Annotated in this window: 12 protein-coding genes; 2 read left to right on the forward strand and 10 right to left on the reverse strand. The window is 49.1% G+C overall.

Features of this window, described 5'->3' with window-relative positions:
* Position 1 precedes the first annotated feature (1 nt).
* The 4 genes from DW800_RS04380 to DW800_RS04395 all read right to left on the reverse strand — a co-directional run bounded on the left by DW800_RS04380 (position 2) and on the right by DW800_RS04395 (position 4,537).
* Positions 2 to 757 (reverse strand): succinate dehydrogenase/fumarate reductase iron-sulfur subunit, encoded by a 756-nt coding sequence (locus tag DW800_RS04380; protein ID WP_117703903.1) that lies wholly within the window; start codon positions 755 to 757, stop codon positions 2 to 4.
* A 33-nt stretch (positions 758 to 790) separates the two neighbouring features.
* Positions 791 to 2,737, reverse strand: coding sequence for a fumarate reductase/succinate dehydrogenase flavoprotein subunit (locus DW800_RS04385; RefSeq protein ID WP_005830924.1), 1,947 nt, complete (start codon positions 2,735 to 2,737; stop codon positions 791 to 793).
* A gap of 36 nt (positions 2,738 to 2,773) precedes the next feature.
* Complete coding sequence (locus DW800_RS04390) at positions 2,774 to 3,472, reverse strand: succinate dehydrogenase/fumarate reductase cytochrome b subunit (RefSeq protein ID WP_005830923.1); 699 nt, start codon at positions 3,470 to 3,472, stop codon at positions 2,774 to 2,776.
* A gap of 162 nt (positions 3,473 to 3,634) precedes the next feature.
* A complete protein-coding gene (locus DW800_RS04395) occupies positions 3,635 to 4,537 on the reverse strand; it encodes a helix-turn-helix domain-containing protein (RefSeq protein WP_005834304.1) in 903 nt (300 codons plus the stop codon).
* 105 nt (positions 4,538 to 4,642) lie between these two features.
* Here DW800_RS04395 and DW800_RS04400 point away from each other — a divergent pair, with 105 nt between their 5' ends.
* A complete protein-coding gene (locus tag DW800_RS04400) occupies positions 4,643 to 5,245 on the forward strand; it encodes a phosphatase PAP2 family protein (RefSeq protein WP_005830921.1) in 603 nt (200 codons plus the stop codon).
* Between the two features lie 82 nt (positions 5,246 to 5,327).
* On the opposite strand, the gene DW800_RS04405 is transcribed toward DW800_RS04400, so the two are convergent.
* The 5 genes from DW800_RS04405 to DW800_RS04425 all read right to left on the reverse strand — a co-directional run bounded on the left by DW800_RS04405 (position 5,328) and on the right by DW800_RS04425 (position 11,747).
* The gene (locus tag DW800_RS04405) at positions 5,328 to 6,941 is read right to left on the reverse strand and encodes a S41 family peptidase (RefSeq protein ID WP_119957852.1); all 1,614 of its coding nucleotides are present in this window, start codon (positions 6,939 to 6,941) and stop codon (positions 5,328 to 5,330) included.
* Positions 6,942 to 6,972: 31 nt separating this feature from the next.
* Positions 6,973 to 7,431 (reverse strand): pantetheine-phosphate adenylyltransferase, encoded by a 459-nt coding sequence (gene coaD, locus DW800_RS04410; RefSeq protein ID WP_005830918.1) that lies wholly within the window; start codon positions 7,429 to 7,431, stop codon positions 6,973 to 6,975.
* Positions 7,428 to 9,362: a DNA topoisomerase IV subunit B gene (locus DW800_RS04415; protein WP_005834312.1), complete on the reverse strand. Its 1,935-nt coding sequence runs from the start codon at positions 9,360 to 9,362 to the stop codon at positions 7,428 to 7,430. Before DW800_RS04415 ends, coaD begins: the two co-directional genes overlap by 4 nt.
* A 117-nt stretch (positions 9,363 to 9,479) precedes the next feature.
* The gene (locus tag DW800_RS04420; protein WP_005830912.1) at positions 9,480 to 10,616 is read right to left on the reverse strand and encodes a hypothetical protein; all 1,137 of its coding nucleotides are present in this window, start codon (positions 10,614 to 10,616) and stop codon (positions 9,480 to 9,482) included.
* 150 nt (positions 10,617 to 10,766) lie between these two features.
* Positions 10,767 to 11,747, reverse strand: coding sequence for a calcium/sodium antiporter (locus DW800_RS04425; RefSeq protein WP_061411987.1), 981 nt, complete (start codon positions 11,745 to 11,747; stop codon positions 10,767 to 10,769).
* Between the two features lie 162 nt (positions 11,748 to 11,909).
* On the opposite strand from DW800_RS04425, the gene DW800_RS04430 reads away from it, so the two are divergent.
* Entirely contained in the window at positions 11,910 to 13,715 is a 1,806-nt protein-coding gene (locus tag DW800_RS04430) for a mechanosensitive ion channel family protein (RefSeq protein ID WP_005830910.1), read from the forward strand.
* 9 nt (positions 13,716 to 13,724) lie between these two features.
* Here the strand turns inward: DW800_RS04430 and DW800_RS04435 are convergent, their stop codons facing one another.
* Positions 13,725 to 15,017 carry a WD40-like domain containing protein gene (locus DW800_RS04435; RefSeq protein ID WP_034522959.1) on the reverse strand — a complete coding sequence of 431 codons (1,293 nt, stop codon included), beginning with the start codon at positions 15,015 to 15,017 and terminating at the stop codon, positions 13,725 to 13,727.
* Positions 15,018 to 15,191 lie beyond the last annotated feature (174 nt).

Consider the following 15,191-nt stretch of genomic DNA (forward strand, 5'->3'; position numbering starts at 1 on the left):
ATTAGTCTTTCAGTTTCGCAATGATAAAGTCGCGGTTCAGGCGAGCAATGTTGCTGATGGAAACATTCTTCGGGCATTCAGCTTCGCACGCACGAGTGTTTGTACAGTTACCGAAACCGAGTTCGTCCATCTTGCTCAACATAGCCTTGGCACGGCGCAATGCTTCCGGTTTGCCTTGGGGCAACAGGTTCAGCTGGCTCACCTTGGCAGAAACGAACAGCATAGCAGAACCGTTCTTACAAGCAGCCACACAAGCACCACAACCGATACAGCTGGCAGCATCCATAGCCTCGTCAGCGATGGACTTCGGAATCAGGATAGCGTTGGCATCCTGGGGAGCACCGGTACGTACGCTGACGTAGCCGCCTGCCTGCATAATCTTGTCGTAGGCCGTACGGTCGACCATCAAGTCCTTGATAACCGGGAAACCGGCAGAGCGCCACGGTTCAACAGTGATGGTATCGCCGTCGTTGAAACGACGCATATAAATCTGGCAAGTCGTAGCGCCGGTTGCAGGACCGTGGGGGTGTCCGTTGATGTAGAGCGAACACATACCGCAGATACCTTCGCGGCAGTCGTGGTCGAATACAACCGGTTCTTTACCTTCAGAAATCAGCTGTTCGTTCAGGATATCCAGCATTTCGAGGAATGAAGTATCGCCCGGGATATCTTTCATTTGGTATGTTTCAAAAGCGCCTTTTGCTTTCGGACCCTTCTGGCGCCATACCTTGAGCGTAAATGATATATTTTTATCCATTTTCTTTAATTCTTTAAATGTTCAACTTCCCGATTAGCTCTTGTAGTTACGAGTCTGTACCTTGATTGCTTCGTAAACCAGCGGCTCTTTCAGCAATACCGGTTCCTTTTCGTCAGAACCCTGATATTCCCAGCAAGCCACGTAGAAGTAGTTTTCATCGTCACGCTTGGCTTCGCCTTCTTCAGTCTGATATTCTTCACGGAAGTGACCGCCGCAGCTTTCGTTACGGTTCAGTGCATCGTAAGCAACCAGCTCGCCCATAGTGATGAAGTCGTACAGACGGATAGCCTTGTCGAGTTCTACATTCATACCTTCCTTGTCGCCCGGGATGAACAGTTCTTTCTCGAACTCCTTGCGGACTTCTTTCAGCTTCTTCAGACCTTCCTTCAAGCCTTCGGCCGTACGTCCCATACCTACATATTCCCACATAATGTGGCCCAGTTCCTTGTGGATAGAGTCTACAGACTTCTTACCCTTGATGTTCATCATCCAGTCAATCTTCTCCTGAACGGCCTTTTCTGCAGCTGCAAATTCGGGCAGGTCGGTAGAGAAACGGGGAACTGTAATCTGGTCGGCCAGATAGTTCTGGATAGTGTAAGGCAATACGAAGTAACCATCGGCCAGACCTTGCATCAGGGCGGAAGCACCGAGGCGGTTTGCACCGTGGTCGGAGAAGTTACATTCACCGATGGCGAACAGTCCCTTGATGGAGGTCATCAGTTCGTAGTCAACCCAGATACCACCCATGGTATAGTGGATAGCCGGATAAATCATCATCGGGTTTTCGTATGGGCTGACATCAGTGATTTCTTCATACATATCGAAGAGGTTGCCGTAACGTTGTGCAACGACATCTTTACCCAGACGGTTGATAGCTTCGGAGAAGTCAAGGAATACGGCAAGACCGGTGTTGTTCACGCCGAAGCCCTTGTCGCAGCGTTCTTTGGCAGCGCGGCTGGCAACGTCACGCGGAACGAGGTTACCGAATGCCGGATAACGGCGTTCCAGGTAGTAGTCGCGGTCTTCCTCGGGAATATCTTTTCCTTGCAGTGTACCTTCCTGCAGTTTCTTGGCATCTTCCAGCTTCTTCGGAACCCAGATACGACCATCGTTACGCAGAGATTCGGACATCAAAGTCAGCTTAGACTGCTTGTCACCGTGAACCGGGATACAAGTGGGGTGAATCTGTACGTAAGCAGGGTTGGCAAACCAGGCACCTTTACGGTAGCAAGCCATTGCTGCAGAGCAGTTACATGCCATTGCATTGGTAGAAAGGAAGTAGGCATTGCCGTAACCACCGGTAGCGATTACCACAGCGTGGGCGGCAAAACGTTCCAATTTACCGGTAACGAGGTTCTTTGCAATGATACCGCGGGCACGTCCGTCAATGAGGACAACGTCTTCCATTTCGTAGCGGGTATACAGTTTCACAGTGCCTACGTTCACCTGGCGGCTCAATGCAGAGTATGCACCCAGCAACAGCTGCTGTCCGGTCTGACCCTTGGCATAGAAAGTACGGGATACCTGAGCACCACCGAAAGAACGGTTGTCCAGTGTACCGCCGTATTCGCGGGCGAAAGGAACACCTTGTGCAACGCATTGGTCGATAATATTGTTGGATACTTCAGCCAGACGGTAAACGTTGGCTTCGCGGGCACGGTAGTCGCCACCCTTTACTGTATCGTAGAACAGACGGTATACAGAGTCACCGTCGTTTTGGTAATTCTTAGCAGCATTGATACCACCTTGTGCAGCGATGGAGTGTGCACGGCGCGGAGAGTCCTGGATGCAGAAGTTGAATACTCTGAAACCCATTTCGCCCAGAGAGGCGGCAGCACTGGCACCGGCAAGTCCGGTTCCTACTACGATGATGTCCAGACGACGTTTGTTGGCAGGGTTTACTAATTTTTGGTGAGCCTTATAATTGGTCCATTTCTCAGCCACCGGTCCTTCCGGTATTTTAGAATCTATCTTAGTCATAATGCAATTTACAATTTAGTCATTTACAATTTGAATTTAGCAAGCGCCGCACAATGATTTTGCAAAGAATACGACAACTACCAGAGCGAAGCAGAGGACAACGATAGTAGAATAGATGTTGGAGATACATTTCCAACGGTTAATCCATACTTTGTTGTTCCAGCCCAAAGACTGCATGGAGCTCCAGAAACCGTGAGTGAGGTGGAACCACAATGCGCCCAGCCAAACAAGGTAAAGCACTACGAATACCGGATTGCTGAAGGTGTTCTGAATGTGATAGACACCGTTGGCTGCATATGCCAGCGTGAGGGTGTCGGCATGCATGCCCATGTTGTGCATCAACTCGGGAAGCTGCATTTTAGCCCAGAAGTTTACCAGGTGCAGGCCCAGACCTACGATTACGATGATACCCAGTACGAGCATGTTTTGAGAAGCCCATTCCACAGTCTTGGGCTTTTCCGTAACGGCATAGCGTTCGCTACCACGTGCCTTACGGTTCTGCATAGTCAGCCAGAAAGCGTAGATGATGTGGATGATGAATAAGGCAGCCAAACCTACCGTAGCCACCAATGCGTACCAGTTTGCTCCCAGGAACTCACAAACCATGTTGTAGCCATTAGCCGAGACTAATGCAACCAGGTTCATCGCCATGTGAAATGTCAGAAACAGGACAAGGGCGATACCGGTAACGCTCATCACCACTTTCCTTCCTACAGATGAATTACTTAACCACATAAATGATTGAATTTAAGTTATTTAATAGTTTGAAAATTTGTTCTATCAGGATACTTCTGTAAATGTTTCGCAAAAATAGGAGAAATCCAGCGATAAAGCAAGCGATTAAAGAAATAATTCCGTAATCCGGCAGAATGCGAAGTTTACGGACAAGTAAAAGGTTTACTCGTCCTCCTGGTCTTTGCCTTGCTCTTTGCAGATAATGGAAATCTTTTCTCCGTTTGCCGAACGTTTTCTTAGGGCGCGGGGCGTGTCTCCGAAAGAGTCTTTGCAGAAGTGGGCAAAGTGGGATAGGGAATCAAAGCCATAGCGGGCGCTGATGACTGAAATGCGTTGTTTGGTGTATTGCAGGTCGTTCAGAATTCCTTCACGTTTCTTGTCCAGAATCCATTCATAGACCGGGACCCCATACATATTTTTAAACAGACGGCGGAATGTGGTGGTAGTATATCCACCGAGGTGGGCAAACTCTTCCACATTCTTCACCTTGTCGTAGTTCTGCATGACGAAATATTGGAAGCTTTCCGTATAAGTGCTGATGGGGTAGAAGAATGTACTGATTTGGTGTAGCGGATAGTAGCATGTCAATATGTATACCAATTCCTGGCATTTCATTTCAATGTATTTGCTGCACGCATAGGGTTGCTCGTTGAGGTAGCAGGCAAGGCTTTTCAGGAGCCCTTCGAGCATGGAAATCGCGGTAAGCGGGGTATAAGTCAAGGGGGCTTCCGAGCGTTTCAGTATCTCCTTGTAGCGCTCTTCGCAAATCAGAGGAAGCTCGGTGAACCAATAGACAATATATTCCACTTCGGTCAAAGCCAGGAGTTCTACTTTGGAGCCGATGGCTTGCAAGATGAGCTGGCGGCTTTGGAGAGTGGTGCCCGGATATTCGTCACTGTTTACAAGTAATTCACCTTTCAGCATAAATATCATGCAGTTCTGTGTGCACTTTTCAGCAGAGAAATGTTGTCCCTTGGGGTAGTGGCGGTAAACCAATACTCCTTCTGATTTTTGGGGACATACCATACAATCAATCTGTCGGTTGCAGCAAGTTTCCAGTCTCATGAAATGATTAGCGAATTATTATAAATGTGGCAACAAAGATAGAATTTTTTTGTGAAAACTCTATCTATTTGTCCTATCTTTGCGTCAAACTAATATAAAGGACTTATGAAAAAGGCTATTTTTTTTGTATATTTTATCTGCCTTGTTGTATCCGGTCTTTCGGCACAGAATTGGGATATTAACACTTTGCATCGGGTTAACAGTTGGGATGGCAAGTTTGTCCGTAACTATAATAAGATAATTTCACGTTCGGAGCCCTATGTTGCTGTCGGTGTTCCGGTGGCGATGGCGGTTGCCGCTTGGATAAAACATGATAAGGGTTTGCTGAAAGATGCGGTCTACGTAGGTACAAGTGTAGCGGGGGCTTTTGTTGTGACTTATGGAATGAAATATCTGGTGGACCGTGAGCGTCCTTATGATAAATATCCCGACAGAGTGCATGCATATAGCCATGAAGGCAGCCCGTCTTTTCCTTCTGGACATACGGCGACGGCTTTTGCCCTTGCCACCTCGCTCAGTGTAAAGTATCCTAAATGGTATGTGATAGCTCCGTCTGCCCTGTGGGCTTGTTCCGTGGGAGTTTCCCGTATGAACGAGGGAGTGCATTATCCGTCAGATGTGTTGGCGGGGGCTGCAATCGGTGCTGGATGTGCTGTGGTCAACATCTACGTCAACAAGTGGCTGAATAAGTGGCTGTTCGGAGAATGATTTTAGGCGCGAATTACGCGGAATACGCGGAGTTAGATAAACTAAATCCGCATAATCCGCGCCTAAGTTTGTTTCAAGTCGGCTATTGGATAATAGTGCTGTAGATGCCTTCGTTCAGCACTTTTAGAGCTTGCTGCACGCTCAGGTTCGTGCTGTTCATCACCTGGAAGTATTCGTTCATGTCCCATAGGTCACGGGCTATCAAGGCTTTAAGTTGTGTCTTGATGAGCGGTAGGGATTGGTTGTACTGTTTCTCGTCAAACTTGATTTTCTCTTTGTCGGCAAGCGTACGTATTTCGGCAAGGAAGTTATCGTCTATTTCGAACTTCTCGTTGAAGGCTTCGAATTTCTTGTATTTGTTCTGCAACTCCTTCCGGTGCTTCTCGATGTAGCCGGTAGTGGCTTTGATAACCACGCCTTTGGCTACGAGGTTGCGGTGATAGTCTGTGTACTGGGTAGTGTCGATGGGGACGAAGAAGTCGGGCATGATACCTCCACCTCCGTAAACGGTACGTCCCATACGCTTGGTCTGTGCTTTCAGGGAGTCGGCAAAATGGATACTGTCCGCATGAATCATTTCTCCATGATTGAAGCGGTCTATCAGTTCCTGGTTATACTTATCCTGACTGTTCTCGCCGGTTAGGCGGCCGTCGAGGTTGGCGGTGCTGTCGTAAGGCTTCTGGATACAACGGCCCGAAGGAGTATAGTAGCGGGCGATAGTGAGGCGAATCATGGAACCGTCCGGCAGGTCGATAGGACGCTGTACTAATCCCTTGCCGAAGGTGCGGCGTCCTACTACCACGCCTCTGTCCCAGTCCTGGATGGCTCCGGTCACGATTTCACTGGCAGAAGCGGAGTACTCGTCCACCAATATGATGAGACGGCCGTTCTTGAAGTTGCCCGTACCTTTGGCAAAGAAATCACTGCGGCGTGCGGCCCTTCCTTCGGTGTAGACGATGAGTTCTTTTTGCTTCAGAAATTCGTTGGCAAGGTCGATGGCGGCATTCAGATACCCTCCTCCATTTCCTTGCAGGTCGAGGATGAGGTCTTTCATTCCTTTCTTTTGCAGGCTTTTCAGGGCTTCTGCAAACTCTTCGGCGGTGGTTGCCCCGAAGCGGTTGATACGGATATAGCCGGTTTTGGGTTGTATCATGTAAGATGCGTCCAGGCTGAGGATGGGAATTTTGTCACGCTTCACGGTGAAGTACAGCTGGTCGTCCACGCCACGGCGCACGATGGTGAGTTTCACTTCCGAGTCTTTCGGTCCGCGCAGGCGGCTCATAATATCTTCCGTGCTCATTTTTACTCCGGCAATGGCGCTGTCATTGACGGCTACGATACGGTCGCCGGCAAGGATACCCACCTTCTCGGAAGGTCCGTTGCTCACGGGTTGTATCACAAGCAGGGTATCTTCTATCATCTGAAACTGTACGCCGATGCCCTCGAAATTGCCTTGCAACGGCTCGTTCATCTTCTTCACTTCTTCGGCGTTGTTGTAGGTGGAGTGCGGGTCGAGTTGTGCCAGCATCTTGATGATGGCTTCTTCCACCAGCTTGTCTTCATCCACCTTGTCCACATAAAGGTTGGTGATGGCAAACTCTGCCATTTGCAGTTTGCGCAGGGCTTCATTGTTCGGCTTTTGCGCTTGTGCCGTCACCGCGCATATACATATTATAATAGTAAATAGTTTTTTCATCATTTCCATTTTAATCCCTAATCCTTTATCCTTAATCCCTAATCTCCATTCCCTCCGGTATGAACATGCTTATGTCCTTGCCGTATTGCAGCAGTTCGCGCACGGTGGTGGAACTGACGCAGGTAAGTTCCGGCTCGGTGAAGAGCAGGATGGTTTCTATGCCGGTCAGTTTGCGGTTGATGTCGGCAATGGTTTCCTCGTATTCGAAATCCTTCACGGTGCGTATGCCGCGTATTATCAGACTGGCATCTACCTGCCGGGCAAAGTCGATAGTCAGGCAGTCATAGGACTGCACAATGATGCGCGGCTCGTTCCGGTAGTAGTCTCGTATCATTTGTTCGCGCTTTTCCAAGGGGAAATACGTATTCTTATTTTCATTGATGCCGATGCCTATGACGATTTCGTCTATAAAAGTCAGTGCACGGCTCACTACCGAAGAGTGTCCGATAGTAAACGGGTCGAATGTTCCCGGAAAGATAGCTCTTCTCATGATGCCAAATCTTCTTCTATAACCAAGTTGTTGATAATAAAGTTTTGTCGTTCCATGGTATTCTTACCCATGTAGAATTCCAGCAGCTCTTTTACGAGGTCTGTCTTGCGCAGGGACACTTGTTCCAGACGCATATCCTTGCCGATAAAATGCTTGAACTCGTCGGGCGAGATTTCTCCCAGACCTTTGAATCGGGTGATTTCGGGGTTGGGACCCAGTTCTTCAATGGCTTTCACACGTTCCTCCTCTGTATAGCAATAACTTGTCTTCTTTTTGTTGCGCACGCGGAAGAGAGGGGTTTGCAGGATATATACATGCCCTTTCTTTATCAGGTCGGGGAAGAACTGCAGGAAGAAGGTGATGATGAGCAGGCGGATGTGCATGCCGTCCACATCGGCATCGGTAGCTACGATGACTTTGTTGTAGCGCAGTGTCTCTATGCCGTCTTCTATATTCAAGGCTGCTTGAAGCAAGTTGAATTCTTCGTTTTCATAAACTACTTTCTTGGTGAGTCCGTAGGAATTTAGCGGTTTACCACGCAGGCTGAATACTGCTTGGGTATTCACGTCGCGGCTCTTGGTGATGGAACCGCTGGCGGAGTCTCCCTCGGTAATGAAGATGCAGGATTCGGTTTCCTGGTCTTTGCCTTTACCGTCACTCAAGTGGTAGCGGCAGTCGCGCAGCTTGCGGTTGTGCAGGTTGGCTTTCTTGGCGCGTTCGCGTGCCAGCTTGGTGACGCCGGCAATGGCTTTGCGCTCTTTCTCGGAGTCTTGTATCTTTTGCAGCATCACTTCGGCCACAAGCGGGTTCTTGTGGAGGTAGTTGTCCACTTCCGTCTTGATGAAGTCTCCTACGTATTTGTTCACCGTGGGGCCGGCGGGCTTGTGTTCCTGCGGCGCGGCAGGCCACATGTTGTTGCTGCCCAGTTTCGTTTTGGTCTGGCTCTCGAACATGGGTTCCTCCACGTCGATGGCAATGGCGGCTACCAGTCCGTTGCGGATGTCGGCATATTCCTGGTTCTTGTTGTAGAACTCCTTGATGGTACGGGCAATGTGTTCCTTCAAGGCAGTCTGGTGTGTGCCGCCTTGGGTGGTGTGTTGCCCGTTGACAAAGGAGTAGTACTCTTCGCCGTATTGGTTGGTGTGTGTGAAGGCAATCTCGATGTCCTCTCCTTTCAGGTGGATGATGTCGTAAAGGCCTTCGCTGGTCATGTTGTCTTTCAGCAAGTCCTCCAGCCCGTGGCGGGAAACGATGCGCTGGCCGTTGTAAATGAAGGTGAGGCCCGTATTCAGGTAGGTGTAGTTGCGCAGCAGGGTTTCTACGAACTGGTTCTGGAAGGAATAGTTCAAGAAGAGTGTGGCGTCCGGTTCGAAGAAGATATAGGTTCCGCTTTCTTCTGTCGAGTCTTCGGTCACATCACTCAACAGCGTTCCTTTTTCAAAGATGGCGATACGTACCTTGCCGTCGCGGTAGCTGCGTACTTCGAAGCGGCTGCTCAGCGCATTGACTGCCTTGATACCTACGCCGTTCAGTCCGACACTTTTCTTGAAAGCCTTCGAGTCATATTTACCCCCGGTATTCAGTTTGCTGACCGCCTCTACCAGTTTGCCTTGCGGAATGCCTCGTCCATAGTCGCGTACGCTGACACGCAGACTGTCTTCTATAGTCACTTCTATACGCTTTCCGGCACCCATCTTGAACTCGTCGATGCTGTTGTCCATCACTTCTTTCAGCAACACATAGATGCCGTCATCGTTCTGTGAGCCGTCGCCCAGACGGCCTATGTACATACCGGAACGGACACGGATATGCTCCATGTCGTCCAGGTGGCGGATGTTGTCGTCGGTATATTCCACGCTGGAAACGGGGCTCTCTGTGATATTGTTGTCTGCTTCTTCCAGCGGCAGGGTCATATTGTTGTTATCTTCCATAAGTACGTTATTCCTTCATATTGCGCATTGCGACAAAGGTAATGAGAAATTCGGGGGTTCGCAAAAAAATAATGTCTTTTATGGACTTCTGACAAGCTTATATTCTGGATTTAGAACTTATTTTATTCCTTTCACAAAGCATCTTCTCCGTTTATGCTGTTCCGTCTTGAAGTACTCCCACTGCGCTTGCACCTTGCCGTTCAGCTCCAGCTCCGGATTACTCTCGGCATACTCGAAACCAAGTTGCTGATAGACGGGGATAAGGTCGGAGAACAACAATGCATTTACCCCCTTGTTCTGATACTCCGGTTTCACGGCAACCAGCAGCAAATCGAGCATCTTGGGATATTTCTTCAAGAAGATGGTCTTGGCCAGGTGATACCAACCCATAGGAAGCAGGCGCCCGTGGGCTTTTTGCAACGCTTCGGCGAGTGACGGCATGGAAATGCCTACGGCAAGCAGCTGGTCATCGGCATCGGTAATCAATGTCACCATGCGTAGGTCGAGGATGGGCAGGTACATCTTGACGTATTGGTCAATCTGCCGTTGGCTCAGTGCAGAATAGCCATAGAGTGGCTGATAGGCTTCGTTCATCAGTTCGAAGATGGCCTGACCGTAGTCTTGGGCAATCTTCTTGGCAGATGTGTATTTCTTTACCTTGAGGTTATACTTGCGCTGGATGAGGTCGGAGATGCGCTTGTGCTTGTCGGGTATGGCGTCGGGAATGTAGATTTTGTACTCCACCCAATCGGCATCCTTCTCAAAGCCCATGCGTTCCAGATGTTGCGGATAGTAGGGATAGTTATAAATGGTGGCCATGGTGCTGAGCTGGTCGAATCCTTCGATGAGCATACCTTCGGCATCGAAATCTGTGAATCCCAGCGGGCCTTGTATATGTGTCATTCCCCGTTCTTTTCCCCATTCTTCCACGGTGCGAATCAGGGCATCGGAGACTTCCGCATCATCGATGAAGTCTATCCAGCCGAAGCGGACTTCCTTTTTGTTCCAGGTTTGGTTTGCCTTGTGGTTGATGATGGCAGCTACACGTCCTACGATTTTACCTTCCCGATAAGCCAGGAAATAGTCGGCTTCACAAAATTCGAATGCAGCGTTTTTCTTCTTGTTGAAGGTGTTGAGCATGTCATCGAAAAGGTCGGGGACGGAATAAGGGTTGTTTTTGTATAGCAGGTAGTTGAAACGGATAAAGCGCTCCAGTTCCCGTCTTGTGGTTACTTTCTTGATTGTAATTGCCATAGTTGTTCAATATTGAGACCACAAAGGTAATGCAAACTGAGAGCAGAACAAAATAAGCTTGCTTATTTTTTATGCCGAGGTACAGCTTGCCTTATTTAAAAATACGTGATAATCTTTAAAATACCGCGTAGGGTGTTTGTAAATTTGCTGTTAGAGGTTGTATATCAGTACCGCTGTGTAGGCAATGTAGCAGAGAATCAGAATGCTTCCTTCCACCCGGGTGATGATGCGTTTCCCGAAAAAGATACCGAACAGCCAAAGCAGGATGCTGGACCCTACGAGTACCCACAAATCGAAATTGGTGATGCCCGTCAGACGCAGTGGAGTGATGGAGGCCGAACAACCCAGTACGAAGAATATATTGAAGAGATTACTTCCGATGACGTTTCCGATGGCTATTTCGGGGCTTTTCTTCAAGGCGGCTACGATGGAGGTGGCGAGTTCGGGTAATGAAGTGCCGCCTGCTACGAGCGTGAGACCGATGATGGATTCGCTGACACCCAATCCGCGGGCTATGCCGCTGGCACCGTCTACAAAGAAATTACCTCCGATGATGAGGCCGGCAAGTCCGCCGAGAATGTATAGGGCGGACTTCCACGCGGGTAACAGCCTGATTTCGTCTTCTTCCTGTAAGTGCTCCTTTTCCGGTTCCTTCATACTTCCATCCCTTTTTGCAATGGCAAAAGTATAACTCAGGAAAATGGTAAAGAAGCATAGCAGCAATAGGCCGTCGGTGATGCTGAGTATGTTCTCCCCACTGCTGTCCAGTAAGACGTCGTTGGCACAAATCAGCAGGGCGAAGGATGAAAGGATGCAAAGGGGGATTTCGCGTTTCAGTGTGTTACGGGTAATGGCTATCGGGGCAAAAAGGGCCGTACAACCCACAATCATCAGGGTATTGAACGTATTGCTTCCCACCACATTGCCAATGGCAATGTCTGCACTGCCTTTGAGAGCAGAGGATATGCTGACGGTGAGTTCCGGTGCGGAAGTGCCGAAGGCAACAATGGTAAGCCCGATGACGATGGACGGTATATGGAAACGTTTGGCAACGGATGCGGCACCGTCTGTCAAGCCATTGGCACCCAGAAGAATGAGGAGCAGTCCTCCGACAAGAAACAATATATCCATAGGTATGTCAATTTTGAGTACAAAGATAGTGCAAACCGGATACAGAACTTTCATGTTTGCATGAAAAAGTTATGTCGATTAGAGTAGGAAGTTAAAAACATTCCGTATGTTTGAAGCATTTATTGGGTATATTTGCAAAGAATCAAATCAAGAAGTTTATATATGAAGGTTATCCGTGCTTTCTGTCTTTGTTGGCTGTTGATGCTGGCGGACGGAGTGTCAGCTCAGTTGGTAGATAAAGTGCTCAGTGTTTTAGGTGAGGATAGTGTGGGGAGTGTCACAGTGGCAAGGACTGACTCCGATTCGATTCAGTTGTCGCTTGTCCGGCAGGAGTTGGAAACAGCCCGGCTGAATGAGGCGAACCTGCGGATGGAAATGGAGCAGATGAAGTTGGCGGGCTATGCGGCCGATTCGGTGAAGCTGGCATTGCAGAAACAACGCATTGATTCGTTGCGGACGGTGACACCGGGTATTCCGGTGGTGGTGGAGAAGGACACTTTGTTCTATCTGTATGCCAAGCGTGGAGGGCATACGCCCCAACAGCGAGCCAAAGATGTAAGCAACGTCATCGAAGCATTGGGCACGCGTTTCAATCTGCGTCCGGACTCTGTTTATTTAGAGAGTACGGATATTGTTACAGACTTGATGTATGGCGAAAAGGTCATCATTTCCTTTACCGATCAGGATGCTTTGTGGGAAAACTGTACCCGCGACCAGCTGGCCGCCAGCAAGAGGCATGTCGTGGTGGACAAACTGAAAGCCATGCAGAAGGAGCATAGCTTGTGGCAGTTGGGTAAGCGTATCTTGTACTTTATCCTGGTGCTTGTGGGACAGTTCTTCTTGTTCAAGTTTACCAACTGGCTGTTCAGAAAACTCAAACTACGCATTCAGAAGCTGAAGGATACCAAGCTGAAACCGATCTCTATTCAGGATTATGAATTGCTGGATACGCAGAAGCAGGTCAACCTGCTGGTGTTTGTTGCCAACCTGGTGCGTTATGTAGTCATGCTGTTGCAGTTGCTGCTGACGGTTCCGTTATTATTCTCCATTTTCCCTCAGACCAAGAGCTTGGCTTATACATTATTCTCCTACATCTGGAATCCTATAAAGGTCATCTTGAATGGAATAGCCGACTATATACCCAATCTGTTCACTATCTTTGTGATATGCTATGCGGTGAAGTATCTGGTCAGACTGGTGCGTTATCTTGCCAATGAGGTGCAGGCTGAACGGCTGAAGATAAACGGCTTCTATCCGGATTGGGCCATTCCTACCTATCATATTGTGCGCTTCTTGCTTTATGCGTTTATGATTGCCATGATTTACCCTTATCTGCCGGGTTCCAAGTCGGGAGTCTTCCAGGGAATCTCCGTGTTTGTCGGCTTGATTGTTTCGCTCGGTTCCAGTACGGTTATCGGCAATATCATTGCAGGACTGGTCATAACCTACATGCGGCCTTTCAAGCTGGGTGACCGCATCAAGCTGAACGATACTACGGGCAACATCATTGAGAAAACACCGCTCGTCACCCGCATCCGTACTCCGAAGAATGAGGTGGTGACCATTCCGAACTCTTTCATCATGTCTTCCCATACGGTCAATTACAGCCAGTCTGCCCGTGAGTATGGATTGATTATCCATTCGGAGGTCAGTATTGGCTACGATGTTCCGTGGCGGAAGACACATCAGCTGTTGATAGAGGCTGCATTGAATACTCCTGGAGTGATAGATGATCCCCGTCCGTTTGTATTGGAGACTTCCCTTCAGGATTATTATCCGGTTTATCAAGTGAATGCCTATATCAGGGATGCCAACAGCCTTAGCCAGATTTACTCTGATTTGCATCAGAATATCCAGGATGCCTTCAACGAAGCAGGCATCGAAATCATGTCTCCTCACTACATAGCTACGCGTGACGGCAGTGAGACGACCATACCCAAGGATGACTTACGGGAGAAAAAGCAGTAAGGGAGCCGGTTATCGTGCCAGTAAAATCTCTGCAAACGGTACGTAGAACATAAACATCCTCCATTCCTTTGTCTGGAAATCATAAGTTTCGATGAAGTCGCCTTCACGATAGCCTGCAAACTGCACGTAGAGTTTCCTTGTCTGCCCGTCCTTGGAGTAGTACATGGCAGCGGAGCGTACGGCGTTGGGGTAGGTGGCGAAAGGCTCTTTCAAGTTTCCGGCAGTAGTATCCCATAAGCAGAATTGCGTATCTCCACCATTGGCACGGGAAACGATATAGCCTCCTTTGCATTGCAGGCTGTTTGGGTTTTCGGGGGATGGTTCCATAATCCGGAAAGGTATCAAGGCTTCGGCTTTGATGGGGTCGTAGCAGTGCATCTTTTCTTTGGCGATGTCTATCACGACGGGCGAGAAGGTGCCGTCGCCGTTGTTGGCCGAGAGCAGCATGTGGGCGTCGGCTATCACGCCCGGATAGCGTGAGAGGGATTCGGGCTTCAGTCCATCCGGTAATGGTATTTCGGGAGTATGTATCGGTGGCATATTCAACCGGGTATATACCGGATAAGAGATGCTACAGTAGGTGAGGAGCTTATCTCCGGCCATTTCCAGGGAAACAGTGTTGTTGAAGTCCGAGCAGATGGTAATTGCGTTACGTTCTACCGGGTTACACCAATAGTGCATGCAGAGGTCGTATCCGTCGATGAAACTACTGCCGTCTTTCTCCCGTATCCCGCAGAGGATGTTGGTGCCGGGGATGTTGGCGGCAAGGTGGAAATCTTCGTCGTCATGGAACTGGATTACTTCCGATATTTCTTGTGTTACCAGGTCGATACGGGTGATGCCGCGGGGAACGGTCGGTGTGTAAATGGCGTGGGAGTTGGTGATACCGTAGAGATATGGTTCTTCGGGGGATTGTCCGTCGGCTACCGAAATCTGGCCGAGAGGCTGAAGCTGTCCTGCCCGTTCCAGGAACATTTCTACCCGTGAGGCGGGCCAGTGTCCGGGGGCAAGGAAAGTAATGCTGTTGGTGGTTTGCTCCGTGGTAACGGCGCGTGTGTAGCGTGAATACCCTTCGGGAAAGAGAGGATTGTCGGCTATCGGCCAGTAGATGTCCAATATGATTTGGTCGCCGCTCTGCAAGCCGTCGGCTTTGACGGTCACGGCATCACCGGGATTGAAGGTCTTTCCGGCATCGGATATGGTGATATTGGTCACAAAAGCGGGTTGTTTCTCTTTGTCGTCATCACTGCAAGCGGCAAGTAGCAGGCTGATTAGTAGCAGGAAGTGTATCTTCTTCATCATAGTTATGTATTGACAAATGCAAATATAGGGCTTTTTCTTGTATTCCTGCGGATAGGCTTTGTTTTTGTCGTATGAGATGGAAAAATCCTCCTACGAAACATGGTCTTTTGCTTCGTGGGAGGAAAGTGGTTGTTCGGCAGGGCTTCGGGGGAATGCGCCTGCTTGCGTGCCGGC

The sequence above is a fragment of the Bacteroides sp. AM32-11AC genome (assembly GCF_003603515.1).
GTDB classification, from domain to species: Bacteria; Bacteroidota; Bacteroidia; order Bacteroidales; family Bacteroidaceae; genus Bacteroides; species Bacteroides uniformis.